The 24,174-nt window shown below is 63.9% G+C and carries 22 protein-coding genes and 1 pseudogene; 14 read left to right on the plus strand and 9 right to left on the minus strand.

Annotation, left to right across the window (positions count from 1 at the left end):
* Positions 1–79 precede the first annotated feature (79 nt).
* Positions 80–406, minus strand: coding sequence for an NIPSNAP family protein (locus K288_RS0108395; protein WP_027579131.1), 327 nt, complete (start codon positions 404–406; stop codon positions 80–82).
* 117 nt (positions 407–523) lie between these two features.
* Here K288_RS0108395 and K288_RS0108400 point away from each other — a divergent pair, with 117 nt between their 5' ends.
* Both K288_RS0108400 and K288_RS0108405 read left to right on the plus strand, forming a co-directional pair.
* Positions 524–784, plus strand: coding sequence for a BrnT family toxin (locus tag K288_RS0108400; RefSeq protein ID WP_027579132.1), 261 nt, complete (start codon positions 524–526; stop codon positions 782–784).
* Complete coding sequence (locus K288_RS0108405) at positions 768–1,055, plus strand: BrnA antitoxin family protein (protein ID WP_027579133.1); 288 nt, start codon at positions 768–770, stop codon at positions 1,053–1,055. Before K288_RS0108400 ends, K288_RS0108405 begins: the two co-directional genes overlap by 17 nt.
* Positions 1,056–1,161: 106 nt before the next feature.
* Here the strand turns inward: K288_RS0108405 and K288_RS0108410 are convergent, their stop codons facing one another.
* The 3 genes from K288_RS0108410 to tpiA form a co-directional block, all read right to left on the minus strand.
* The gene (locus K288_RS0108410) at positions 1,162–2,793 is read right to left on the minus strand and encodes a CTP synthase (protein ID WP_027579134.1); all 1,632 of its coding nucleotides are present in this window, start codon (positions 2,791–2,793) and stop codon (positions 1,162–1,164) included.
* 168 nt (positions 2,794–2,961) lie between these two features.
* Positions 2,962–3,372 carry a preprotein translocase subunit SecG gene (secG, locus tag K288_RS0108415; RefSeq protein ID WP_027579135.1) on the minus strand — a complete coding sequence of 137 codons (411 nt, stop codon included), beginning with the start codon at positions 3,370–3,372 and terminating at the stop codon, positions 2,962–2,964.
* A gap of 130 nt (positions 3,373–3,502) precedes the next feature.
* Entirely contained in the window at positions 3,503–4,258 is a 756-nt protein-coding gene (tpiA, locus tag K288_RS0108420) for a triose-phosphate isomerase (protein WP_027579136.1), read from the minus strand.
* 225 nt (positions 4,259–4,483) lie between these two features.
* Between tpiA and K288_RS0108425 the strand changes: the two genes are divergently transcribed.
* The 5 genes from K288_RS0108425 to K288_RS45030 all read left to right on the plus strand — a co-directional run bounded on the left by K288_RS0108425 (position 4,484) and on the right by K288_RS45030 (position 9,274).
* Positions 4,484–6,388 (plus strand): peptidylprolyl isomerase, encoded by a 1,905-nt coding sequence (locus K288_RS0108425; protein ID WP_027579137.1) that lies wholly within the window; start codon positions 4,484–4,486, stop codon positions 6,386–6,388.
* Between the two features lie 70 nt (positions 6,389–6,458).
* On the plus strand, positions 6,459–7,472 hold the full coding sequence (gene trpD, locus K288_RS0108430; protein ID WP_027579138.1) for an anthranilate phosphoribosyltransferase: 1,014 nt from the start codon (positions 6,459–6,461) through the stop codon (positions 7,470–7,472).
* A gap of 101 nt (positions 7,473–7,573) precedes the next feature.
* On the plus strand, positions 7,574–8,395 hold the full coding sequence (gene trpC, locus K288_RS0108435; protein WP_027579139.1) for an indole-3-glycerol phosphate synthase TrpC: 822 nt from the start codon (positions 7,574–7,576) through the stop codon (positions 8,393–8,395).
* A gap of 4 nt (positions 8,396–8,399) precedes the next feature.
* Positions 8,400–8,903, plus strand: coding sequence for a cyclic pyranopterin monophosphate synthase MoaC (gene moaC / locus K288_RS0108440; RefSeq protein WP_027579140.1), 504 nt, complete (start codon positions 8,400–8,402; stop codon positions 8,901–8,903).
* A 95-nt stretch (positions 8,904–8,998) separates the two neighbouring features.
* Positions 8,999–9,274 carry a hypothetical protein gene (locus K288_RS45030; RefSeq protein WP_051334433.1) on the plus strand — a complete coding sequence of 92 codons (276 nt, stop codon included), beginning with the start codon at positions 8,999–9,001 and terminating at the stop codon, positions 9,272–9,274.
* A 37-nt stretch (positions 9,275–9,311) separates the two neighbouring features.
* Here the strand turns inward: K288_RS45030 and K288_RS0108450 are convergent, their stop codons facing one another.
* Positions 9,312–9,902 (minus strand): CGNR zinc finger domain-containing protein, encoded by a 591-nt coding sequence (locus K288_RS0108450; protein WP_027579141.1) that lies wholly within the window; start codon positions 9,900–9,902, stop codon positions 9,312–9,314.
* An 89-nt stretch (positions 9,903–9,991) separates the two neighbouring features.
* Between K288_RS0108450 and K288_RS45035 the strand changes: the two genes are divergently transcribed.
* On the plus strand, positions 9,992–11,290 hold the full coding sequence (locus tag K288_RS45035; RefSeq protein ID WP_051334434.1) for an MFS transporter: 1,299 nt from the start codon (positions 9,992–9,994) through the stop codon (positions 11,288–11,290).
* A 204-nt stretch (positions 11,291–11,494) separates the two neighbouring features.
* Entirely contained in the window at positions 11,495–14,224 is a 2,730-nt protein-coding gene (locus tag K288_RS0108460) for an EAL domain-containing protein (protein WP_027579142.1), read from the plus strand.
* 183 nt (positions 14,225–14,407) lie between these two features.
* Here the strand turns inward: K288_RS0108460 and K288_RS0108465 are convergent, their stop codons facing one another.
* Both K288_RS0108465 and K288_RS0108470 read right to left on the minus strand, forming a co-directional pair.
* A complete protein-coding gene (locus K288_RS0108465) occupies positions 14,408–15,745 on the minus strand; it encodes a S41 family peptidase (protein WP_027579143.1) in 1,338 nt (445 codons plus the stop codon).
* A 155-nt stretch (positions 15,746–15,900) separates the two neighbouring features.
* Positions 15,901–17,067: an NADH:flavin oxidoreductase/NADH oxidase gene (locus K288_RS0108470; RefSeq protein WP_027579144.1), complete on the minus strand. Its 1,167-nt coding sequence runs from the start codon at positions 17,065–17,067 to the stop codon at positions 15,901–15,903.
* Positions 17,068–18,224: 1,157 nt separating this feature from the next.
* Between K288_RS0108470 and K288_RS0108475 the strand changes: the two genes are divergently transcribed.
* From K288_RS0108475 to K288_RS0108495, 5 genes are all read left to right on the plus strand, one after another.
* On the plus strand, positions 18,225–18,854 hold the full coding sequence (locus tag K288_RS0108475) for an HAD-IA family hydrolase (RefSeq protein WP_027579145.1): 630 nt from the start codon (positions 18,225–18,227) through the stop codon (positions 18,852–18,854).
* A gap of 9 nt (positions 18,855–18,863) precedes the next feature.
* On the plus strand, positions 18,864–20,075 hold the full coding sequence (glp, locus tag K288_RS0108480; RefSeq protein WP_027579146.1) for a gephyrin-like molybdotransferase Glp: 1,212 nt from the start codon (positions 18,864–18,866) through the stop codon (positions 20,073–20,075).
* Positions 20,076–20,276: 201 nt separating this feature from the next.
* A complete protein-coding gene (lexA, locus tag K288_RS0108485) occupies positions 20,277–20,978 on the plus strand; it encodes a transcriptional repressor LexA (RefSeq protein ID WP_027579147.1) in 702 nt (233 codons plus the stop codon).
* 293 nt (positions 20,979–21,271) lie between these two features.
* The gene (locus K288_RS0108490; protein ID WP_027579148.1) at positions 21,272–21,697 is read left to right on the plus strand and encodes a hypothetical protein; all 426 of its coding nucleotides are present in this window, start codon (positions 21,272–21,274) and stop codon (positions 21,695–21,697) included.
* Between the two features lie 149 nt (positions 21,698–21,846).
* Positions 21,847–22,068, plus strand: a complete 222-nt coding sequence (locus K288_RS0108495; RefSeq protein WP_027579149.1) for a hypothetical protein — start codon at positions 21,847–21,849, stop codon at positions 22,066–22,068.
* Positions 22,069–22,077: 9 nt separating this feature from the next.
* Here K288_RS0108495 and K288_RS45045 read toward each other — a convergent pair.
* A pseudogene (locus tag K288_RS45045) lies at positions 22,078–23,154 on the minus strand (ComEC/Rec2 family competence protein); the annotation flags it as partial.
* A 35-nt stretch (positions 23,155–23,189) separates the two neighbouring features.
* Entirely contained in the window at positions 23,190–24,167 is a 978-nt protein-coding gene (locus tag K288_RS0108505) for a site-specific integrase (protein ID WP_244443104.1), read from the minus strand.
* Positions 24,168–24,174 lie beyond the last annotated feature (7 nt).

Raw genomic sequence — 24,174 nt, forward strand, 5'->3', positions numbered from 1 at the left:
AATTTCGCGCGGACCATGCCGGTCCGCGACACCAGGATCAACCCCGGTTATGTCCGGAATATCGGGGGTGCGCCGAACCTCACTTCAGCGCGGAGAATGAGGTCGGCACCAGCAACTGGTTGACGATGTTGCCGACGATCTGGCCATCCTCTTCCGTCTTCGCCCGCGCCGAAATCCATTCCGGATCGGTCTGGAATGCAGTCCATTTCTTCTCGCGATCGGCAAGCGATTCCCAGGCGAGGACGTAGGTCAGATCCTGGTTGGATTCGCCGACCAGCGTCGTGAAGAACCCGACCTGCTTGATGCCGTGCTTCTCCCACAGCTTGAGCGTGATGGTGTCGAAGCGCTTGAGCAGCGCCGGCAGCCGGCCCGGCAGGCAGCGATAGACGCGGGTCTCGTAGATCATTCGGCAGTCCTCCCTATGGTTGCGCAGCGGTTATAGCGATTGCATGGAAGGCTGTCTTGAGTGGAACATCGCATGTCACCCTTGCCGCGACGCCGCACCTGATCGTATATACAAAATGTGAGTGACTTTGATCCGAATAAGGATAAGATCAATCTTGCCAAGCACGGGATATCACTCGAGCGCTGGGTGGATATGGATATCTGGGCGATCGTCAGGGCAGATCCCTTCGACTACGGCGATCCTCGCTACCGAGCGTACGGATTGATCGAAGGGGTTGCCTATTGTCTGGTCTTCACTGTGCGCAACGAACGATACCGGCCCATCAGTCTGCGCCGTGCGCACGCAAAGGAGGTGAGACGCTATGTCCAGGAAAGCTAAGCCACCTGCATTTGACAGTGACAATCCGGAATGGACCAGGGCCGATTTTGCGGCAGCGACGAGGTTTCCGAGCGGCACGCGCTTGAAGGATATGAAACCGAGCGAACTCGATCGATTAATCAGAAAGCGCGGACCGCAGAAGGCACCCACCAAAGTTCCAGTATCGATCCGACTGAGCCCCGAGGTCGTGAAACATTTCAAGGCCAAGGGTCCCGGCTGGCAGGCGCGGATCGACGATGCGCTACGCAAGATCGTCAAAAAAGCAGGCTGAACCGTACCGTTTACACGAGTTGTAAGGTGGGCAAAGCGAAGCGTGCCCACCATTCACGATCGCTGCAAGCGAAGGTGGGCACGCTTCGCTATGCCCAGCCTACGGCCTAAACCAGTCGGCTCTGTGCCATCGCCGCCTGGATGAACGAGGCGAACAGCGGGTGCGGCTCGAAGGGCCGCGATTTCAATTCGGGGTGGAATTGCACGCCGATGAACCAGGGATGGTCCTCGTACTCCACGATCTCGGGCAATATGCCGTCCGGCGACAGTCCCGAGAAGCGCAGGCCGTGCTGCTCGAGCCGGTCCTTGTAGGCGGTATTGACCTCGTAGCGGTGACGGTGGCGCTCGGAGATTTCCGTGGCGCCGCCATAGACTTCGGAGACGCGGCTGCCGCGGTTGAGGACCGCCGGGTACGCGCCGAGCCGCATGGTGCCGCCGAGATCGCCGTGCTGCGTCCGCTTTTCCAGTTCGTTGCCGCGCAGCCATTCCGTCATCAGGCCGACCAGCGGTTCGGGTGTCGGGCCGAATTCGGTGGAATTGGCCTGCTCGATGCCGACCAGATTGCGCGCGGCCTCGATCACCGCCATCTGCATGCCGAAGCAGATGCCGAAATACGGCACGTCGCGCTCGCGGGCGAATTGCGCCGCCTTGATCTTGCCTTCCGCACCGCGCTGGCCGAAGCCGCCGGGCACCAGGATGCCGTTGACGTGCTCGAGGAACGGCGCCGGGTCCTCGTTCTCGAACACCTCGCTCTCGATCCAGTCGAGATTGACCTTCACCTTGTTGGCGATGCCGCCGTGGGAGAGCGCCTCGATCAGCGACTTATAGGCGTCCTTCATCCCGGTATATTTGCCGACGATCGCGATCGTCACCGCGCCCTCGGGGTTGCGGATGCGCTCGTTGATGACGTGCCAGCTTTGCAGCGCCGGCGGAATCTTCGGCGCGAGCCCGAACGCCGCCAGCACCTCGTCGTCGAGGCCGGCGGCGTGATAGGCCTCGGGCACGGCATAGATGTTGTCGACGTCGCGCGCCTCGATGACAGCGCTTTCGCGCACGTTACAGAACAACCCGAGCTTGCGCCGCTCCTCCTTCGGGATCTCGCGGTCAGTGCGGCAGAGCAGGATATCCGGCTGGATGCCGATCGAGCGCAATTCCTTCACCGAATGCTGGGTCGGTTTTGTCTTGAGCTCGCCTGCACTTGGGATGTACGGCAAAAGCGTCAGATGAATGTAGACCGCATGGTCGCGCGGCAATTCATTCTTGAGCTGGCGGATCGCCTCGAAGAACGGCAGGCCCTCGATGTCGCCCACCGTGCCGCCGATCTCGACCAGGACGAAATCATAGCCGTCGTTGCCGTCGAGCACGAATTCCTTGATCGCGTTGGTGACGTGCGGGACCACCTGGATGGTGGCGCCCAGATAATCGCCGCGGCGTTCCTTTGAGATGATGTCCTGGTAGATGCGCCCAGTGGTGATGTTGTCGGCCTTGGTCGCCGGCCGCCCGGTGAAGCGCTCATAATGGCCGAGATCGAGATCGGTCTCGGCGCCATCGTCGGTCACGAACACTTCGCCGTGCTGGTACGGCGACATCGTTCCGGGATCGAGGTTGAGATAGGGATCGAGCTTGCGGAGGCGGACCTTGTACCCGCGTGCCTGCAGCAGGGCACCGAGTGCCGCTGAAGCCAGACCCTTGCCGAGTGAGGAAACCACGCCGCCGGTGATGAATATGTACCGCGCCATGGGGCCTAACCTTTATCTCGACGAGACCGATTCGCCAAAATGATTCGTGTCCTCCCGGCAAACTTATTGCCGGGCTGTGAGTGACGTGAATTTTACTGCTTAGTCAGGGTCTTAATGGCGCTTCCTGACACAGGATTCCAGTCCTGCACCCTGCATAGCCACCCCGCATTATTGCGAGCGTGGCGCCTGCGGCGCGGCCGGAGCCTGCGGAGCGGCGGGAGCCTGCTGGCCCTGCTGCTCGTCGACCTTCTTCAGCGAATCCAAAATACCGCCCGAGGTCGGCGGAGTGATCGGGACGCCGCCGGCAGGCTGCTGGGTCGGCGCCGGCGCGCCGGTGCCGATGATTGAGGTGGGCTGCCTGCTGAGACCGGCATGCCAGGACAGGAACAGGCTGGTCAGAAAGAACAGCGCCGCCAAGACCGACGTGGTCCGCGTCAGCAGGTTGGCCGTGCCGCGGCTCGACATGAAGCCCGCGCCTCCACCCATGCCAAGGCCGCCGCCCTCGGATTTCTGCAGCAGCACTGCGCCGATCATCACGGCGACGATCATGAGATGGATGACGATGACGACAGTCTGCATTGTGACCTTCCGTCGCAAGCGGAGAATCGCCGGGTTCCGGCGGCTCGCGCTATCAGCGGGTTTTCCTGAAGTTGCGCGGTGTTACACGATCGGGACCGGCAACGCCACCCCATAACCGCCGCAGTTTTAGCTAGGGAGCGCCCGCTGCGATCGCAAGGAAATCGGCAGCCTTCAGGCTGGCACCACCGACCAGCGCGCCGTTGACATTGGCAACGCTCAATAGCTCGGCCGCGTTCGAGGGTTTTACGGAGCCGCCGTAGAGAATACGGATATTTGCGCCCTCCCCCTTGAAGCGATCCGTCAAGACACTGCGGATAAACTTATGAACTTGCTCGACATCCTGCGCCGTCGGGGTCAGCCCGGTGCCGATCGCCCAAACCGGCTCGTAGGCGACCACCAGCTTGGCGGCAGTCGAGCCGTCCGGCAACGACCCCTTGATCTGCGCGCCGCAAACATCGAGCGCCTGCCCGGCGTCGCGTTGCCCGCGGGTCTCGCCGATGCAGACGATTGCGGTAAGGCCGGCGCGCCAGGCGGCCTCGGCCTTCTGGCGAACCAACGCATCGGTCTCGCCATGGTCGGCGCGGCGCTCGGAATGGCCCACGATGATGGCGCTGGCGCCGGCATCCGCCAGCATTTCAGCGGAGATATCGCCGGTATGGGCGCCCGACGCCTTGGGATGGCAATCCTGAGCGCCGAGCGCGACCTTCGAGCCGCGCGCCTTTTCGGCAAAGGCGGCAAGCAAGGTCGCCGGCGGGCACACCAGGAGATCGGCCTTGCCGGCCAGCGCGCCGGCACCCGCCAGCATGGCGTCGAATTCGCCTGCGGAAACTTTCAGGCCGTTCATCTTCCAGTTGCCGGCGATCAGCGGCCGGATGGCGTCGGTCATGGCAGGATTCCCGAGAAATGTCAGAGCGCCAGCGCTAGCAGAGCCCGGCCGTCACTTCCAGACCCGCCGATCCGCCGCTACAAATCGCCGCTAAGGTTTGGTTGCGACGGCGCAGTTGCCACTTTATGATGCGTTCCCAACTCGGTGACGCCCTTCAAGGAATCCGATTATCGGACTATCCCCGGGCGCGACCCGGTTCCCCTCCTTTTCAAACAAGTTGGACCCATGCTTCGAGGAATTCGGACAGCCTCATCAAACTGGCTCGGCAAGATTGTCATGGCCGTGGTGATGGGCGTTTTGATTGTCAGTTTCGGAATCTGGGGCATCGCCGACATCTTCAGGGGGTTCGGCCAGTCGACGCTCGCCAAGGTTGGCAGCACCGAAATCTCGACGGAGCAATTCCGCCAGATCTACAGCGACCGGCTGCAGCAGATCGGTCGTCAGTACGGCCGTCCGTTGACGCCGGACCAGGCGCGCGCCTTCGGCTTTGACCGGCAGGTGCTGCAGCAGACGATCGCGGAAGCAGCCCTCGACGAGGAAGCCAGGCGGATGCGGCTCGGCCAGTCCGACGCCGAGACCATGCGCGCGATCTACAACGACCCGAACTTCAAGGGGCTGAACGGCCAGTTCGAGCCGCAGCGATTCCAGTCGGTGATCCGCCAGTTCGGCTACACCGAGCAGCGTTATCTCGCCGAGCAGCGCCGCGTCGGCCTCCGTCGCCAGCTCGCCGGCACGATCGGCGCCGGCATCGAGCCGCCAAAGACATTGATCGAGGCCCTGATCCGCTATCAGAACGAGCAGCGCTCGATCGAGTACATCAAGCTCGACGCCGCGCAGGCCGGCACCATCGACCCGCCCTCGCCCGAGGCGCTGGCCGCCTATTTCGAGGATCACAAAGCCCAGTTCCGCGCACCCGAATACCGCAAGATCGCATTCGTCGTCGTGACGCCCGAGGAGATCGGCAAGTGGACCGAGGTCTCCGACGAGGATGCGAAGAAAATATTCGAACAGCGCCGTGAGCGGCTCGGCACGCCGGAGAAGCGCGAGATATCGCAGATCGTGTTTCCGAACATGGAAGAAGCCACTGCCGCACGTGCGCGGCTGACTTCGACCACCTCGTTCGATGACCTCGCCAAGGAGCGCAACCTCAATTTGGCCGACGTCGATCTCGGCATGGTCGCGAAGTCGGCGATTCTTGATCCGGCCGTGGCGGATGCGGCCTTCTCCCTGCCCTCGGGCGAAGTCAGCCAGCCGGTGCAGGGCCGCTTTGGCGTGGCGCTGGTCAAGGTCGGCAAGATCGAGCCCGGCACGACGCCGACCTATGAAAGCATGGCGGGCGAGATCAAAAAGCAGATCGCAGCCGAGCGCGCCCGCGAGAAGGTCGCCGATCTCCACAACAAGATGGAGGACGAGCGCGGCGGTGGCGCCAACCTCGCCGAGGCGGCACAGAAGCTTGGGCTCGCCGCCGTCACCATCGACGCTGTCGACCGTTCGGGACGCATGCCGAACGGCCAGCCTGTGGCGAATATTCCGACCGGGCTGGATGTGGTTTCGCAGGCCTTTGGCAGCGACGTCGGCGTCGACAATGAGCCGATCCAGTTCCGCGGCGGCTATGTCTGGTACGACGTGCTCGGCGTGACGCCGTCGCGCGAGCGCAGCCTCGACGAGGTGCGCGACCAGGTCGAGGCGAAATGGCGCGAGGACCAGATCGCGACCAAGCTGCGCGAAAAGGCGACCGAGATCGTCAAGAAGGTCGAGGCCGGCGGCAAGCTCGCCGAGGAAGCCTCCGCGCTCGGCGTGAAGCTCGATACATCGGATAAATTCCGCCGCGACGCCGCTCTGCCGGGCCTGCCCGAGAGCGTGGTCTCGGCCGCGTTCCGCACTGCCAAGGATGGCGTCGGCCAGGCCACGGGGACCGGCGGAGAACGCATTGTCTTCCGCGTCACCGACATCATCGTGCCGCCGGTCGATCTTGCCTCCGACGAGGTCAAGAAGCTGAAAGAAGCGCTGCAGCGCGGAATGACCGACGAGCAGGTCGCGCAATACGTCAACAAGATCGAAAAAGACATCGGAACCACAATCAATCAGGCCGCCTTCGCTCAGGTGACGGGCGCGAATAACAACGAGTGAGCATGATCCGGAAAAGCGGGAACCGGTTTTCCGATCAGATCATGCGTCATTGAATATCCATGAGCGGGCGATGGACGACCTGAAATCGATACTTGGAAAAGTCGCCACCGGCGCGACATTGTCGCGTGACGAAGCGGCAAGCGCCTTCGACAGCATGATGTCGGGCGAAGCCACGCCCTCGCAGATGGGCGGCCTCCTGATGGCCTTGCGCGTGCGCGGCGAGACCGTGGAGGAGATCACCGGCGCGGTGTCGGCGATGCGCAGCAAGATGCTGCGGGTGACGGCGCCTGCAGAAGCGGTCGACGTGGTCGGCACCGGCGGCGACGGCTCCGGCTCAGTGAACGTCTCGACCTGCGCCTCCTTCATTGTGGCCGGCGTCGGCGTACCGGTTGCAAAACATGGCAACCGCGCGCTGTCGTCGCGCTCGGGGGCGGCCGACGTGCTCGCCTCGCTTGGCGTGAAGATCGATCTTACGCCGGCCCAGGTCGGCCAGTGCGTCCAGGAAGCCGGGATCGGCTTCATGTTCGCCCCCGCCCATCACCCGGCCATGAAGAATGTCGGCCCGACCCGGGTCGAGCTTGCGACCCGCACTATCTTCAACCTGCTCGGCCCGCTCTCCAATCCCGCTGGCGTGAAGCGGCAGATGGTCGGGGTGTTCTCGCGGCAATGGGTGCAGCCGCTGGCGCAGGTCCTGAAGAACCTCGGCTCGGAAGCGGCCTGGGTGGTGCACGGCTCGGACGGGCTGGACGAGATCACCCTCACCGGCCCGACCTTTGTGGCGGCGCTGGAAGGCGGCGAGATCAGAACCTTCGAAGTTTCCCCTGACGACGCCGGCTTCGGCCGCGTCGGCAGCGAGGCGCTGAAGGGCGGCGATGCCGATGCCAATGCGGTAGCGCTGCTCAGCGTGCTCAATGGCAAGCCGAGCGCCTATCGGGATGTCGCGCTGCTCAACGCCGCCGCAGCGCTGATCGTCGCCGGTCGTGCCAAAGATTTGAAGGAAGGCGTCGCGCTGGGGACCAATTCGTTGGATAGCGGTGCTGCGGCCGCGAAGCTCAAACATTTGATCGCGGTTTCCAACAGCTAGAGCATGGTCCGGAAAAGTGGAGACCGGTTTTCCGAAAAGATCATGCTCCAAACAAAGAGCATGGTCCGGATCATGCTCAGATAGAGACGTTAGGATCCGCGATGTCCGATATCCTGAAGAAGATCGAAGCCTACAAGCGCGAAGAGATCGCCGCCGCCAAGCGCGCGCATCCGCGTTCCGAGATCGAGGCCCGCGCCAAGGCGGCATCGCCGCCGCGCGGATTCGTGCGCGCCATCAAGGAGAAGCACCGCCACGGCGATTACGCGCTGATCGCCGAGATCAAGAAGGCCTCGCCATCGAAGGGCCTCATCCGCGCCGACTTCGATCCGCCTGTTCTGGCCAAGGCCTATGAGGCCGGGGGCGCGGCCTGCCTGTCGGTGCTGACGGATACGCCCTCGTTCCAGGGCCATCTCGACTTCATGGTCGCGGCGCGCGCGGCAACCACTCTGCCGGTGCTGCGCAAGGATTTCATGTTCGACACCTACCAGGTGGTCGAAGCCCGCGCCCATGGCGCCGACTGCATCCTGATCATCATGGCCGCGCTCGACGACGCCGCCGCCAAGGACATCGAGGATGCCGCGCTCGCGCTTCAGATGGATGTGCTGATCGAAATCCACGAGCGCGCAGAGCTCGACCGCGGGTTAAAACTCCGCTCGCCGATGATCGGCGTCAACAACCGCAATCTCCGCACTTTCGAGACCACGCTCGCCACCAGCGAAGCGCTGGCGCCGCTGATCCCGAAGGAGCGGCTGATGGTCGGCGAAAGCGGCATCTTCACGCCGGACGATCTGGCCAGGCTCGAACGCGTGGGCATGTCGACCTTCCTGGTCGGCGAGAGCCTGATGCGCCAGGCCGACGTGACCGCGGCAACCCGCGCGCTGCTGACGCGCCAAAGCGCGCCGCGCGCCACCGGAACGCGCTAGAGCGATGGCGGAGAAGTCCAAGGGCGGCCCTGCCCTCACCCATATCGATGCCAGCGGCGAGGCACGGATGGTCGACGTCTCCGCCAAGCCCGCCACCGAACGCACCGCGGTCGCCGAGGGTCGCGTCGTCATGAGCAAGGCGACGCTCGAGCTGATCGTCTCGGGCAACGCCAAGAAGGGCGACGTGCTCGGCACCGCGCGCATTGCCGGCATCATGGCGGCGAAGCGGACCTCGGAACTGATCCCGCTCTGCCATCCGCTGGCGCTGTCGAAGGTCACGGTCGATATCGAGCCTGACGAGAAGCTGCCGGGCTGCATCGTGCAGGCGACGGTGAAGGTCACCGGCCCGACCGGGGTCGAGATGGAGGCGCTGACCGCGGTCTCGGTCGCCTGCCTCACCATCTACGACATGATCAAGGCGGTGGAGCGCGGCGTCCGCATCGAAGGAATCCACCTCGTCGAGAAGCAGGGCGGCAAGTCCGGCCACTACCGCGCCGTCGATCGCTGACGCAGCCTTGTCACGCGGCTGTGACCCGGCGGCTCGGAGTGCGTCGCCACTTGCGGTGTTACATTTGGCGTGACCTCCCGCGAAGGAGCAACGCAATGTCGTCCTTCAAGCTTCTTGGTGCCGCCGTAGCGCTCTGCGTCGTCAGCGCGCCGGCCTTGGCACAGCAGGTGATTTCGGAGCCCGGCTATTGCGCGCAATTCTACCCCAACGCCAATTGCCAGAACAAAGGTCCGGGCAACCCCTATACAGGCGGCTATCAGCGCTACATCGACCAGAGTAACGGGATGTGGGCTCAGGATCCACCGACCCGGTCGGTCGGCAAGCGGCCACGGACCCATCGTTCCGATTCATCCGCCATCCGCGCGCGCTGAACTCGACTGGATGCAGCCGAAGAAGAGGTTGTCGCTCTCAATCGGCCCGGAGCCGGGCACGATAATTGCGCGTCTTGATCCGGTTGCCGCACAAGGTCGACATGCACCAGCGCCGCGTCGCCGGTTTTGAGCGATCGAAGAAGACCCGCCGGCACTCGTCGGATGCGCACATCTTGAGCCGATCCAGCGTTCCGTTTCTGGAACCGTCGTAGAGCTGCGCCACCACTAACGAAAGCCCCGCCAACGCATCCTCGCGCACGGCGCCGAGCCCCATGGTGCCGCCGCTGCGCGCCTCGATCGTCAACGGAAACAGCCTCAGCGCCTCGTTCAGCGATCGAACGGCATCCTTGTTCCTGGCCCCCTCGGCAGGATCGCGCTGCAGGTAGTCGCGGAGGCAGGCGCGGAGCCGCAGCGCCGCCTCGAACGTTGCGCCCGTGACTTTGGCGCCGGCCGCGAGCAGCCCGCGCTGCGACATCCACGCGCCGAGCCCGGCCGCATCAGCCAGTTCATCTCCCTGCGGATGCACCACGCCGTGATGGGTGAAATGCCTGAGATCGAGCGTGTTGGCGAAATCATAGAGATCCGCCAGCTCGTCCGGAACCTTGAAGCGTCGCGACTCCTCCGACATAGACACCAGTAAAGCACATTTACTGGTTGACAGCAATAGACACCAGTATAACGATAATACTGGTGTCAATCGGATCGACGGAGCACGCCATGAATCGCGAAGCGACGCTGCCCTCTCCCGGCATTTTCTACGGTTGGTTCGTGGTGACAGCGGCATTCGCCGTGACTTTTGTCGGCTTCGGTTCGGCCTACACCTTCAGCGCCTTTGTCGAATCGCTGCAGCGGGATTTCGGCGCCTCGCGTGGCTCGGTCTCGCTGGTGTTTTCGCTGGCCGGGTTCCTGTATTTCGGGCTCGGCATCGTCAGCGGTCCGCTGGCTGACCGCTTCGGCTCACGTCCGCTCGCGGTCATCGGCATGGTGCTGACCGGTCTCGGTCTTGCCGCCGCGGGCGCGGCGCGCAACCTGATCGAAGTCTACGCCGCCTATGGGCTGGGCGTCGGCCTCGGCGTCGGTTGCGCCTATGTGCCCGCGGTCGGCGCGGTGCAGCGCTGGTTCGTGCGGCGGCGCGGCTTCGCCTCCGGGCTTGCGGTGAGCGGGATCGGCGTCGGCACGCTGGTGATGCCGCCGCTGGCCACGCTCCTCATCGAGGCCTTGGGCTGGCGCGGCGCCTATCTTGCGCTCGGCGCGTCCGCGGCCATTGCCGGCGGCGCGATGGCGCTCCTGATCGAGAACGATCCGCGCGACCGGAATCTCGGGCCCGACGGCGATCCGCCGCCGCGAGGAACGATATCGGCGCGGGCCGAAGGCTCATCCCTCAGCGAGGCGATCCGCTCGAAGCGCTTCATTGCGCTTTACGCCGCCTGCCTGATCTGCTCCTTCGGCGTGTTCGTGCCCTTCGTGCATCTCGTCCCCTATGCCGGCGATCATGGAGTGGCGCCGTCGATCGCCGTGCTGCTGCTCGGCGTGATCGGCGTCGGCAGCACTACCGGACGCTTCTTCCTCGGCGGCCTCGCCGACCGGGTCGGCCGGCAGTCCTCGCTGCTATTGATGTTCGTCGGCATGGCGGCCGCGCTCGCGATCTGGCTGGTGTCCGAGAACGCCTGGCAACTCGCCTTGTTCGCCTTTGTCTACGGCGTGTTCTATGGCGGCTGGGTTGCCGTGCTGCCGGCCGTGGTGATGGATTATTTCGGCGGCCGCAATGTCAGCGGCATCATCGGCATGCTCTACACCAGCGTCGCCTTCGGCACGCTCATCGGCCCGAGCGCCGCAGGGTTCGCGTTCGACCTCACCCACGCCTACACGCTGCCGATCCTCGCCAGCGTCGCAGCCAATATCGCTGCCGCGGCCATCGTCGTGACCGCGCTGCGAACCGCACCGGCGTCGCGATCGAAGCAAGCGTTATCGAGCGAAGTGGATGCCGGTTCGCGTGAAGAATACGCGCCAAAATGAGAATCGCGAGCTTCGGTTCTGACTCAATCAGAGCCGAAGCTCCAGCGCAGCGCTGCGGTTGCTCCCGCCAACCGGCACCACCGCGGCAAGGATTTGTTAACCAGGATTGCTAACGTCGGCTCCACCTCGCTGGTGTACCAGTGCCGTCGGCCGGGGATGCGCCAAACTGCTTCCAGGCGCGTTCCTGGTAGTGATCCCCGTGTGATGATCCCAAACGGTGTCTCATTCAAGCTCACCTCAGTCCTGCGGGGCGGACCGATCCGCTGGCTGATCCTGGGTGGCATCCTGTTGATCGTCTCGATCGCGATCGGCGCCACCGTCATGGCCAAGAACTTCCGCGAACGCGCCCTGCGCAACAGCGCGCGCGAGCTGGAAAACGCTACGCTCTTGCTGGCCCGCCATTTCGATCAGCAATTGCAGGACTTCGAGGTCGTGCAGCAGGACGTGATCCGGTTCATGCGGTCGAGCGGGATTGCCACCACCCGCGAGAATTTCAGAGCGCGGATGTCGAGCCAGGACATCCACCTGACGCTCAAGTCCAAGATCGACGCGATGTCCTATGTCGGCGGCATCAACGTGTTCGACGCCGACGGCGTGCTGATCAACTCGTCTTCGAGCTGGCCGGTGCCGTCGGTGAGCATCGCTGACCGATCCTATTTCCGGACCTTCAAGTCCGACCCGCAGTCGCCCGAGCGGTTGCTCGAACCCGTCCACAGCCGGATCACCGGCGCCTGGACCGCCTTGCTCGCCCGCAAGGTCACTGGAACCAACGGCGAATTCCTCGGCGTCGTCGGCCGCGGCATCGAGCCGCTCAACTTCGAGAAATTCTTCGCCACCGTCGCGCTCGCGCCGGGAGCGTCGATCTCCATGCATCACCGCGACGGCACCCTGCTCGCCCGGCACCCGCATGTCACGGAGCTGATCGGCCAGAACTTCAACACCGGTCCTGCGGCTCAGCAGCGGGTCTTTGAGCTCGACCACAGCACGTCGCGCTTGACGAGCCCGGTCGACGGCCAGGATCGGCTGGTCGCCTCGCAGGCGTTGACCAGGTTCCCGCTCGTCATCGTCGCCACCACGACCACCTCGGCGGCGCTGGCGGACTGGCGCGAACAGACCACGATGCTGATTACGGTGACCGCCGCCTCCGTGCTTGCGATCGCCGCGCTGCTGTTCCTCGTCGTGCGAAAACTGTCACAGCAACACCGGCTGCAGCAGCAGCGTCTGACGCTGGAAAAGCTGCGCCTCGACACCGCCGTCAACAACATGACCCAGGGTCTGCTGCTGTTTGATGCGTCGCAACGGCTCGTCGTCTGCAATAAGCGCTATATCGAGATCTATGGGTTGTCGGCCGATGTGATCAAGCCCGGCTGCACGTTCCACGACGTCATCGCCCATCGCAAGGCGACGGGATCGTTCGACGGCGATGTCGATCGCTATGTTGCGCTGGTGCTGCGCGATATCGGGCTGCGCAACATCATGGTGATCACCACCTCCGACGGCCGCTCGATCCAGGTCGTCAACGAACCACTCGCCGACGGCGGCTGGGTCGCAACCCATGAAGATATTACCGAGCGGCACCGCGCCGAGGAGCGCATCACCCACCTCGCCCACTACGACGCGCTGACCGACCTGCCGAACCGCGCGCTGTTCCGCGAGCAGCTCAAGCGCGAGTTGCCGCATGCCACACCGGCGAAACAGCTGGCGGTGCTCTATATCGACATCGACGAGTTCAAGGGCGTCAACGACTCGCTCGGCCACATGGTCGGCGACGAGCTACTGAAATCGGTGGCGAGAAGCCTCGCCGGCTGCGTCAAGGACAGCGATTTCGTCGCGCGCCTGGGAGGCGACGAATTCGCGATCGTCCAGTTCGGCCTCGCCAGCGAGGCCGACGTCATCGATCTCGTCAACCGCATTCACGAGGCGATCCGCAATCCCTATGAATGCCTCGGCCATCAGGTGACCACCGACGCCAGCATCGGGATTGCGCTGTCGCCGCAGCATGGCTCGGATATCGATGAGATCCTGAAGAACGCGGACCTTGCGATGTATGCGGCGAAATCCGCCGGACGACGCACCGCGCGCTTCTTCAAGCCGGAGATGGACGCGGAGGTACGCGCCCGCCGCGCCCTCGAAATGGATTTACGGCAGGCGATCGCCGGGGAAACCGGGCTGGAAGTGCATTATCAGCCCTGCCTCGACCTGCAGAACGACCGCATCACCGGCTGCGAAGCCTTGGTGCGCTGGCGCCATGCGGAACGCGGCATGGTCTCGCCGGCCGAATTCGTGCCGATTGCCGAGGAGACCGGCCTGATCAACCAACTCGGCGAATGGGTGCTGACCACCGCCTGCAAGGAAGCGGCCGCCTGGCCGGACAGCTTCCGCCTCGCCGTCAATGTCTCGCCGGTCCAGTTCAAGAGCGGCACGCTGGCGCTGAAGGTCATCGCCGCGCTGACGGCATCAAGTCTGCCGGCCAGCCGCCTCGAGCTTGAGATCACCGAGGCCGTGCTGATCCGCGACGACGAAGCGGCGCTTGCGATCCTGCACCAGCTCCGCACCATCGGCGTGCGGATCGCGCTCGATGATTTCGGCACCGGCTATTCGTCGCTGAGCTATCTCAAGCGCTTCCCGTTCGACAAGATCAAGATCGACCGCTGCTTCATCACCGACCTCGCCGAGCCGGAAGGATCATCCGGCATCGTGCAGGCTGTGGTGGACATTGCCGCCGAGCGGCGGATGACGACGACGGCCGAAGGCGTCGAGACCGTCGAGCAGCAGGAGATCCTGCGCGAGCTCGGCTGCTCGGAGATGCAGGGCTATCTTTTCAGCGCACCCAAGCCCGCCGAGGAGATCCGCGCCCTGCTGCGCGCCCATCACGCAAACCCGGCCGCGACTGCCCCACGCCGCAAGCGCAGGCCGGTCGCACGTAGGGCTTGATTGACTGCATCCACATCGCGTGCCGCACTCCCTCTTCCGCTTGCGGGAGAGGGTCGGGGTGAGGATGCCTCTGCGATGGGACGTTCCGTGGAGGAGAGAGCTCTCACCCGCTGCGCTTCGCGCAACGACTTCCCCCGCAAACGGGGGAGGTGAAGCCCCAAACTCGCCTCTCTATCGAAACCCTCAGTTCGGAACCGTCCGCTTCGGCGGCGCGTTCTTGGCGTCGGCATTGACGGTGACGCCGCGCAAGAGGTTGTAGGCGGCGTTGAGCGCCTTGTCGTTCTTCTCGTCGGGCGGGACGAAGGATTGCGAGCCGGTCTGCTCGGTGCCTTCGGCGGCCAGGTGTCCGCGCATCGAGGCTTCACCCTTGATTTCGGCGCGGGTCTTCAATTCGTCCGGCACATCCTGCAGGATCTCGATATCGGGCGCGATGCCCTGCGCCTGGATCGAACGGCCCGACGGCGTGAAATAACGGGCGGTGGTCAGCGCCAGCGCGCCATTGCCGGTCCCGAGCGGAATGATGGTTTGCACCGAGCCCTTGCCGAAGGTGCGGGTGCCGATCAGGGTTGCACGCTTATGGTCGTGCAGCGCACCGGCCACGATCTCGGAGGCAGACGCCGAGCCGCCGTTGATCAGGACCACCAGCGGCTTACCCTTGGTCATGTCGCCGCCGCGCGCGGTGAAGCGCTGCGTCTCTTCCGGCAGCCGGCCGCGGGTTGAGACCACTTCGCCGCGCGCCATCAGCGAACTCACCACCGACACCGCCTGGTCGAGCAGGCCGCCGGGATTGTTGCGCAGGTCGATCACATAGCCGGCAAGCTTGTCCTGCGGGATCTCCTTGGAGATATCGGCGATCGCCTTGTGCAGGCCTTCGGTGGTCTGCTCGTTGAACGAGTTGATCCTGATATAGCCGATATTGCCGCCGTCGGTGTGGAAGCGCACCGGGCGCACGCGGATGATCTCGCGGGTGATGGAAACGTCGATCGGCTTGTCGGCATCCTTGCGGATGATCTTCAGCTTCGTCTGGCTGTTGGGCGGGCCCTTCATCTTGTTGACGGCCTGATCCAGCGTCATGCCCTGGATCTGTTCGTCATCGATCTGGGTGATGATGTCGCCCGACATGATGCCGGCGCGCGAAGCCGGCGTATCATCAATGGGCGCGACGACCTTGATGAAGCCATCTTCCATCGTGACCTCGATGCCGAGGCCGCCGAACTCGCCATGGGTGGTCTCCTGCATGTCGGTCCAGCCCTTCTCGTTCATGTAACGAGAATGCGGATCGAGCGAAGAGATCATGCCATTGATGGCGCCCTCGATCAGCTTGGAGTCGTCGGGCTTCTCGACATAGTCGGTCCGGACGCGCTCGAACACGTCGCCGAACAGATTGAGCTGGGAATAGGTGTCGGAGCGGACCGCGGCCTTGGCGACCGCAACCAGATTGGCGCCCTGCGGGGCGGTGACGAGAAGGGTGAGACCAGCGCCCGTGACCGTACCGAGGAGAAAGCCAAAATTCCTACGCATTGCCTGCGATCCTTCCCGCTGTAGCAGCCACCACTGTGTTGAATCGCCGTTTCTCGCCCGGCGCGCGCAAACACACAATGTCTTTTTGGTCGGATCAAGGCCAATTGTACCGGAGAAATACCGTCGCTCACGACATCGTGCGTTGCTCGTCGCTGCTATGGAAGTCGCTCTTGCAGCCCGCTCTGCCAGGTCGACGGATTTGTTCCAAAGCCGCGCTTGGCGCGGGTGCCCAGCCAATAGCCGAACTGCGGCGGAACATTACGGAACGGCCCTTCCACGCCAAGCTTCAGCGCGGCGTCCATCGGCCAGTTCGGGTTGTTGAGGATCTCGCGCCCAACCGCGATCAGATCTGCCTGTTTTTCGCGCAGGATCTGTTCGGCCTGGTCACCATGGATGATGAGCCCGACGGCCATGGTGAGGATATCGGCGTGACGGCGGATCTGTTCCGATAGCGGCACCTGGTAGTTGTATTTGATTTCCTTGCCGAGGATCGGCGCCATGTCGGTGATGCCGCCGGACGAGCAGTCGATGACATCGACGCCTTTCACCTTGAGGATTTTGGCGAGACGCACGCTATGCTCCGGACCCCAGCCGGCATTGTCTTCCACGGACAGCCGCACGAAGAGCGGCTTGTGATCGGGCCAGTAGGTGCGCACCGCTTCGGTCACCTCGATGATGAAGCGCATGCGGTTCTCTTCCGAGCCGCCATATTCATCGGTGCGCTGGTTCGCACGCTCCGACAAGAACTCATGCACGAGATAGCCGTGCGCGCCATGCAATTCGAGCACATCGAAGCCGGCCTCATTGGCACGGCGCGCGGCTTGGCCCCACGCCAGCACGAGGTCCTTCACCTCGCTGCGCTCGAGCGCCCGCGGCACCGGCCAGCGCGCGCTATGCGCGATCGCGCTCGGCGCGACCGGGGTCCAGTCGTCCCAATCCTCGATATCAGGCGACCGCTGCAGCGGCCCGTCGCCCTCCCACGGTCGCGTCGCGCGCGCCTTGCGGCCGGAATGGCCGAGCTGGATACCGGCAAGCGCGTTCTGCTGCTTGATGAAGGCGACGAGCCGATTGAGCGGCGCGATGAACTTGTCATCCCAGATGCCAAGATCGCCCACCGTGCCGCAGCCGCGCCGCTCGACCTTGGTTGACTCGACGATGACCAGCCCCGCCCCACCGGCAGCGAACTTGCCCGCATTCATCAAGTGCCAATCGGTCGGAAATCCCTTCACCGCCGAATATTGATGCATCGGCGGCACCACGATCCGGTTCTTCAGCGTGATCCCGCGGATCGTCATCGGTGAGAACAGGAGCGTGTCGGCCATGGTTTTCCTCGCATTATCTTTGGACATCGTTATCCCGGCATTTCGGCGGGATCGGTCTCTTGCTGCGAACGATATATGCGCCCTCGATCACGGCAAAGCCGAAATGCGGGTGGCTTCCATGCCCAATCGGCGATTGCCAAAGGGCGAGCCTCGCGCTCGTCCATGACAGTTGTGCCTCGCTCGTTGCCAACGACCGCGGTCATTCCGAGGCGCCCCACCGGGTCCGCAAAGCGCGGCCCGATGACAAGCTCCACGCGAGCTATGATGTGCAATTGCCCATCAAAGAATCTATTCGGCGGCTGACTCTGCGGTTGAATGGATTCCGGGCTCGATGCTGACGCATCGCCCCGGAATGATAACCTCCGTCATTGCGAGCGTAGCGACTTGTCCGCCGTAGCTCAACGAGCGAAGGCGGAAGCAATCCATGCCTCCGCTTGCGGCGCTACGGATTACTTCGCTGCGCTCGCAATGACGATGTGGCTGCTTCGGGTGCGACCAATCAACCCGACGGGCAAATCACCAAAAGTCTGTCCAGCCCTCGCGGAAAAAACATTCCGCTTCCGTCGTCGGGCAAATCAGTGATTTAACTCCGCGCGTCTCACGGCGGATGAGGGGCGGCTCGCGATCGTCACGAACGTTGCGGTGAGATGCGGTGGACGCGATGCGTGCGACTGACGAGCGCATGTAACGCGGACGGCGAAGTCGTGTGGTCCTGGCGCCCCGACGCTGGCGCTAAGTTCGTAGAAGCAAGCTTCTACAGATGACGGTGGCAAAAGAGCCCGGTCACCGGGGAGAGCACGAAGGAAACCGTAAAACCATCGCGCAGGGAAAGCCGGAATGCTTCGGTTGAACCTGTGGTCCTACCCCCGTGCTTTTTGTTGCACGGGACCCACGGGTGCAACCAGCACCCGGCTTTCCCTGCGCCCTCTGATCTCGAAGAGGGTGGAAAGTGAAGCAAACCTCGGGCGTAGTGCGCCGCGAGAATGCGAACTCACATCCGCCGTCTGAATCCGACGTAGGATGGGTAGAGCGAAGCGAAACCCATCATTCGACCCGCTTGCTCCATCGTGATGGGTTTCGCTTCGCTCCACCCATCCTACGGGCCCGCGAACGAAGACATTGCCGCCCCCTTGGGATTTTCGTACACAACCGTCGCTATGACCCAACCGTCCCTCTCCCCCGGCTCCGCCGACGTCCTGTTGTTCGACCTCGGCCGCGTCGTGCTCGATATCGATCTCGGCAAGGCGATGACAACCTGGGCCGGCCATGCCGGCTGCGAGCCTGCCGAGCTCGCCACCCGTTTTGTCATCGACGAGAGTTACAGACATCACGAGGTCGGCAAGATCGATGATGCCGCCTTCTTCGCAAGCCTGCGGCACTCGCTCGGCATCAGCATCTCCGACGCCCAGTTCCTGGAAGGCTGGAACGCGATCTTCGCCGGCGAGATGCCGGGAATCGCCGCGCACCTGATGCGCGCCAAGACGCGCCTGCCGCTCTATGCCTTCTCGAACACCAATCCGCCCCATATCGAGCATTTCTCGGCAGCCTATTCGGACGTGCTCGGCCATTTCCGCGAGATCTTCTTTTCGTCGACGATCGGGCTACGGAAACCCGACGCGGAAGCCTATCATTACGTGGTGAAGGCGATCGGCGTGCCGGCCTCACGCATCGTGTTCTTCGACGATTCCGCCGAGAACATCCGCGGCGCACGGGCGGCCGGCCTCGCAGCCATTCACGTCACATCATCAGATGATGTGACGAACGCGCTTCTCGCGCTCGGAATTTAGGAGTTGCCCGTGGCCCTGATGCCGGTCGCCGATGCGCTAGCCGCGGTTCTCGCCGGCGCGGAACCATTGCCGGAAGAGATGGTCGCGCTCGATGCCGCCTATCACCGCACCCTTGCCCATGACGTCGCGGCAAAGCGCACGCAGCCGCCACAGGCGATGTCGGCGATGGATGGCTATGCGGTGCGATCTTCAGATGCCGCCGATCTCAGCGTGCGGCTGAAGGTGATCGGCGAAGTCGCCGCCGGCCGGCCATTCGATCGGGAACTTGGTCCGCGCGAAGCGGCGCGGATCTTCACCGGCGGTGTCATTCCCGCCGGTGCCGATGCCGTCGTGATCCAGGAGGACACCCGGATCGACGGCGATCACATTACCATCACCGAGGCTGCCGTCGCCGGGCGGCATATCCGCCCCGCCGGCGTCGATTTCCGCGAGGGCGACGTGCTGCTCAGGCACGGAAGCCGGCTGACCGACCGCGCGCTGTCGCTGGCGGCGTCGATGAACTATCCGGAACTCGCCGTGCGGCGCCGGCCAAAGGTAGCTGTGCTCGCGACCGGCGACGAACTGGTGATGCCGGGCACCTCTCCGGGTCCGGGCCAGATCGTCTATTCCAACGGCTATGCGCTGCGGGCGCTGGCGCACGCGGAAGGCGCCGAAACCATCGATCTCGGGGTCGCCGCCGACACGGTTGCCGCCACCACCGAAGGCATCCGCCGCGCGCACGCCGCGGGCGCCGACATCCTGATCACCACCGGCGGCGCCTCGGTCGGCGACCATGACCTCGTCAAGCCGTCGCTCGAGGCCGAGGGCGTCACCATGGCGTTCTGGAAGATCGCGATGCGGCCGGGCAAGCCGATGATGCATGGGCGGCTCGGCGCGATGCGCGTGATCGGCCTGCCCGGCAATCCGGTGTCGTCCTATGTCTGCGCCTACCTGTTCCTGGTGCCTTTGATTCGGGCCCTGCTCGGCAGCTCGGCGATTCATCATGTCAGGGAAAGCGCCCTGCTCGGCCGCGACCTCGCCGCCAATGATCAGCGCGAGGATTATCTTCGCGCGCTGCTCGAAGAGCGCGACGACGGTACGCTGATCGCAACGCCGGTGACCAAGCAGGACAGTTCGCTGCTTGGGAATCTCACTGCGGCGCAGGCACTTGTGATCCGTCCGCCATTTGCGCCGGCAGCGTCGAAAGGCGCGCCTTGCGACATTCTCCGATTGCCCGAATGAAGCTGCGACCAGCACGTGCCGGAGCATTTCTGATCGCGTTCACCTGAAATTAAGTGGTTGCGGAACACATATCGAACATATAGTGTCCGTTCATGATTTGTTTCGAAACTCGCTGTCTACGAATGGGAGTGCGTTACTCCCGAGATCAGCCCTTCTCAAGTCTCGGATCGAACGACGCTACCAACCGGGGGAATGCTCGCGATGCTTACGCGCAAACAATATGAACTTCTGCGTTTCATCAACGAACGGCTGAAGGAGGCTGGCGTGCCTCCTTCCTTCGACGAGATGAAGGACGCACTCGACCTGCGCTCGAAGTCCGGCATCCACCGCCTGATCACGGCGCTGGAGGAACGCGGCTTTATCCGCCGCCTGCCAAACCGCGCCCGCGCGATCGAGGTGATCAAGCTGCCCGAGCTCTCGGCCGCCGGCAACGGCCGCCGCGGCTTCACGCCAAGTGTCATTGAAGGCACGCTCGGCAAGCGCACGACCAGCGCGGCTGTGGTCGAGGACGATGGCAACCGTCCCGTCGCTGTTCCCGTGATGGGCCGGATCGCGGCGGGTACGCCGATCGAGGCGCTGCAGACCCGCAGCCACACCATCAGCGTGCCGCCCGACATGCTCGGCTCCGGCGAGCACTATGCGCTCGAGGTGCGCGGCGATTCCATGGTGGAGGCCGGCATCCTCGATGGCGACATGGCCCTGATCCAGCGCAACGAGACCGCCAACACCGGCGATATCGTGGTTGCGCTGATCGATGAGGAGGAAGCGACGCTGAAGCGCTTCCGTCGCCGCGGCGCTTCGATCGCGCTTGAGCCTGCCAATGCTGCCTACGAAGTCCGCATCCTGCCGCCGAACCGGGTGCGGATCCAGGGCAAGCTGATCGGACTTTATCGCAAGTACTGAGTCACCACCGGCGCAGCGAGCCGTCTGGTACGTGGGTGCGGTACTTTGGTCTGCAAGGACGCTGACAAGAGCGACCTAGAGTGATTAGAATAGCAGCTCCGGTCGTCGGCCGGGGCTGTTCTGCGCAAGGAGATGCGCGGCAGCGCTTCGCTATCGTGTTTGTGAACGGACCAAAGGCGTGGGCCGTACAAATGCCAAGAACGAAGCAGAGGCTTATAAGTTATCGTCCACTCTGATAGAGGCCTGCGCCTCTTCCAGGCCCGGGTCGGCTATCTCGAATGAGGAGCAATCCGATGTGTGACTATAGCCTGCATGCTGTGGCGACGCGTCCCGCCCAGGTTGGAGAGACGCTCATCACCACCACCTTCCGCGGCACCTCGACCCGCGGCTTCGCTTCTGAAAGCGATCCGACGGTCGCGGTCTGCATGCTTCCCGGGACCGAGCTCGCGTTCGCCGATAACGTCCGTTATGACAATCGCTGGATCTGGACCAAGACGACCGGCTTCCGCGTCGGCAAGTTCAACCAGATCGATCCGCATATTCGGGATCGTCATCACGACGCGATCGAATTCCCCGATGGCAGCCATGTGCTGGTGACCCAGCTCTGCGAAGGGCAGCGGGCGACCGTGCTGCAATTGCCAGTGACGCATCACGTTGCCGAGCCGGCGCAGAAGGAGGTCGAGCGGCGACCCGCGCCGAATCCGCTGTTCATCGGCTGACGGCCTCGGCAGCGTACGCCGCCGGTTTCGACCGGCGGAACGTTGCCGCGAGCGACTAGCAAAATGTTTTGAGCGGCCCCGGAGGCCATCCAGGGGCGCACGTGATTTTGTGTTGAACGAAAGCTTTATCGCCAAGGGGGGCGTGATCAGTGGTCACCAAGATCACATGGCAAAATGCCGGACGAGTGGCTGAGCCCGGCCGGTACATGTTCAGGTTCGGCTGGCTCACCGTCGCGGCGGAAGATCTCGCCATCTGGGAACGCTTTCCGGATGCGACCTTCACGCTTGTGCAGATACCGTCTTGTTCAGGCGGCTCGGACGAGTTTCGGCTCGGCGCCTTCGAGCTGCCGGCCAACGCCGGCGGAGATTGACGCCGGCGTTCAGTCTTCCGACTGCAGGTCGGATTCGGACGGGGTGGCATCGATGGCGCGCGGCGCGGGTCCCCCCTGGATCCGGATGGTGGTCTCGGGTTCGCCTTCGCCTGAAATCGCAGGCGACCACGGCCGGTCGAGGCCGGCGGGCTTGACTGCGTCGATGACGAAGCCGTTCTTGTTCCGCCGCAGCGCCAGGGAGCCCTGCCGTCGCAGGCGCTCGGCATCGATGACCGCCGCCGCGCAGCCTTGCGACACCGGCCTTGCGGTCACGACCAGCGCCGCCCGCTCGCAATCATCCGCAAGCGCCTCGGGCCGCTGCGTGAGCGCGATGAACGCGCCGCCGGCCGCAGGGGTCACGCAGCCGCCCTCGTCGCACGAGACGCCCTCCGCGAGCGAGGGATCGCTCGCGGCCCGGGCATCGGCGTCCGCGGACAGCCACTCCTTGGCGAGGAACGCGTCCTTGGCGATCCGCATCAGGTGCAGCCGCCCGTCACCACCGCGGACCGCGACATTGCGGCCATCCCCGGAAATCAGGATGTCCGGCTGCGGCGCCCTCATTGCCCACACCACCGCAATGAGAAGCACGGCCGCACCGACGAAGCGGAGCGGCGTGCGCAACAGTCCGAGCAGGATGATACCCAGGCTCGCGGCAATCAGCGGACCGATCCCGAATGCACCGATGCGGCCGACCGCGCCCGGCAGCGCGGCGACCCATTGCGCAACCACGATCATCCAATCGATGCCAGTGCCCATGATCGCCCAGAACACGCCGTCGAAACCGAACGGCATCGCCAACAGCCCGAGCAGCCCGGCCGGCATCACCAGCGCCGACACCACCGGCATCGCCGCGAGATTGGCGAGTGCTCCAAAGGGCGCCAGCCGGTGGAAGTGAAACGCGGCATAGGGCGTGGTCGCGAGCCCCGCTACCAGCGACGCGAGCAGCAGCATCGCAATCTCTCGCCCGCCCCACAACGCGATCCGCGCGGTCGTAGAATGGTCGGGCGCGGCAAACAGATGCGGCATGCCGATCTGCACCAGCGCGACCAGCCCGAGGGTCGCCGCAAACGACATCTGGAAGCTTGGTGGCTGATTCTGATATCTCTTTTGCATTCAACATCTTAGATTACCTTGCGTGCCTTACTCCGGGATTTGTTCCGGGACTCCGCGAGTTGCTGAACGGCAGCGGCAACGTCTTCGTCCAGCACATGCGCATAGCGAAGCGTGCTCTTGATGTCGCGATGGTTCAGCGCCTTCTGGACAACCTTCAGGTTCCGGCTGTCCCGCAACAGCTTGGTCCCGAAGTCGTGGCGGAAGTCGTGAAAGCGGAAGTCGATCAGGCCAGCGTTGGCGCGCATGCGCTGCCAGGCCGTCTTGGCTCCGTTATACGTTAGACGGTAGCGCTCTCCCCTGACCAGCCCCAGCCGTTTATTGCCGTATACGGCGACATAGGTGAACACGAATTCCAGGTGCTGGCCTTGCAGCGGGAATATGATCTCCCGCACCGCTGGAGTGATCGGAAACACCACGCGGCGGCCGCCCTTACCAGTCCGAACGATCTGTCGAGCGCCGAAGTCCACCTCCGACCACCGCAGCGTCACGCATTCCTTGAGCCGCATGCCGCTGGCTCGGACGAAATCGAAAAACGGCTCATAATCGCCGCGCATCGCTTCGTCGATCGCGTCTGCCTCCTGCGTCTTCAATTCGCGGACCCGCTCCTCGGGCTCGGGCAGAAGCAGTTCCTTCCATTTCGGTTCATGCTCGAATACTGCGCCTTCAGCCTTCGCGAAGGTGAAGAGCCTTTGCAGCACCTTGGTGGACGATCGGTTGACAGTAGCGTTGGAGATCAGCGGTAGCGCCTCCCTCTGCTGCTTCGTCAGCTTGCCGCGCCGTGAGACGCGGTGACCGCGGCGCCACGCTACGAGCTTCTTTGCCTCGTTGTGGCCGATATCGGTGAGCAACTTCGCCTTGCCGAAATGGTCTATGAGGCGCGCGAGGTTGGTCTCGGTGGCCTTCGAGTCCGTGTCGTATTGCGCCTGATCGTTCCAAAGCCGATCCGCGACGTCATCGATCGCGAGCGACGCCTTGGCGCGCTTCATCGCCTTT

This window comes from Bradyrhizobium sp. Ai1a-2, assembly GCF_000426245.1.
Lineage (GTDB): Bacteria > Pseudomonadota > Alphaproteobacteria > Rhizobiales > Xanthobacteraceae > Bradyrhizobium.

Bases quoted from the DNA above. Each gene is read 5' to 3' on its own strand.
- K288_RS0108395 (WP_027579131.1), bottom strand. From the start codon at position 406: ATGATCTACGAGACCCGCGTCTATCGCTGCCTGCCGGGCCGGCTGCCG.
- K288_RS0108405 (WP_027579133.1), top strand. From the start codon at position 768: ATGTCCAGGAAAGCTAAGCCACCTGCATTTGACAGTGACAATCCGGAA.
- K288_RS0108410 (WP_027579134.1), bottom strand. From the start codon at position 2,793: ATGGCGCGGTACATATTCATCACCGGCGGCGTGGTTTCCTCACTCGGC.
- secG (WP_027579135.1), bottom strand. From the start codon at position 3,372: ATGCAGACTGTCGTCATCGTCATCCATCTCATGATCGTCGCCGTGATG.
- tpiA (WP_027579136.1), bottom strand. From the start codon at position 4,258: ATGACCGACGCCATCCGGCCGCTGATCGCCGGCAACTGGAAGATGAAC.
- K288_RS0108425 (WP_027579137.1), top strand. From the start codon at position 4,484: ATGCTTCGAGGAATTCGGACAGCCTCATCAAACTGGCTCGGCAAGATT.
- trpD (WP_027579138.1), top strand. From the start codon at position 6,459: ATGGACGACCTGAAATCGATACTTGGAAAAGTCGCCACCGGCGCGACA.
- trpC (WP_027579139.1), top strand. From the start codon at position 7,574: ATGTCCGATATCCTGAAGAAGATCGAAGCCTACAAGCGCGAAGAGATC.
- moaC (WP_027579140.1), top strand. From the start codon at position 8,400: ATGGCGGAGAAGTCCAAGGGCGGCCCTGCCCTCACCCATATCGATGCC.
- K288_RS45030 (WP_051334433.1), top strand. From the start codon at position 8,999: ATGTCGTCCTTCAAGCTTCTTGGTGCCGCCGTAGCGCTCTGCGTCGTC.
- K288_RS0108450 (WP_027579141.1), bottom strand. From the start codon at position 9,902: ATGTCGGAGGAGTCGCGACGCTTCAAGGTTCCGGACGAGCTGGCGGAT.
- K288_RS45035 (WP_051334434.1), top strand. From the start codon at position 9,992: ATGAATCGCGAAGCGACGCTGCCCTCTCCCGGCATTTTCTACGGTTGG.
- K288_RS0108460 (WP_027579142.1), top strand. From the start codon at position 11,495: ATGATCCCAAACGGTGTCTCATTCAAGCTCACCTCAGTCCTGCGGGGC.
- K288_RS0108465 (WP_027579143.1), bottom strand. From the start codon at position 15,745: ATGCGTAGGAATTTTGGCTTTCTCCTCGGTACGGTCACGGGCGCTGGT.
- K288_RS0108470 (WP_027579144.1), bottom strand. From the start codon at position 17,067: ATGGCCGACACGCTCCTGTTCTCACCGATGACGATCCGCGGGATCACG.
- K288_RS0108475 (WP_027579145.1), top strand. From the start codon at position 18,225: ATGACCCAACCGTCCCTCTCCCCCGGCTCCGCCGACGTCCTGTTGTTC.
- lexA (WP_027579147.1), top strand. From the start codon at position 20,277: ATGCTTACGCGCAAACAATATGAACTTCTGCGTTTCATCAACGAACGG.
- K288_RS0108490 (WP_027579148.1), top strand. From the start codon at position 21,272: ATGTGTGACTATAGCCTGCATGCTGTGGCGACGCGTCCCGCCCAGGTT.
- K288_RS0108505 (WP_244443104.1), bottom strand. From the start codon at position 24,167: ATGAAGCGCGCCAAGGCGTCGCTCGCGATCGATGACGTCGCGGATCGG.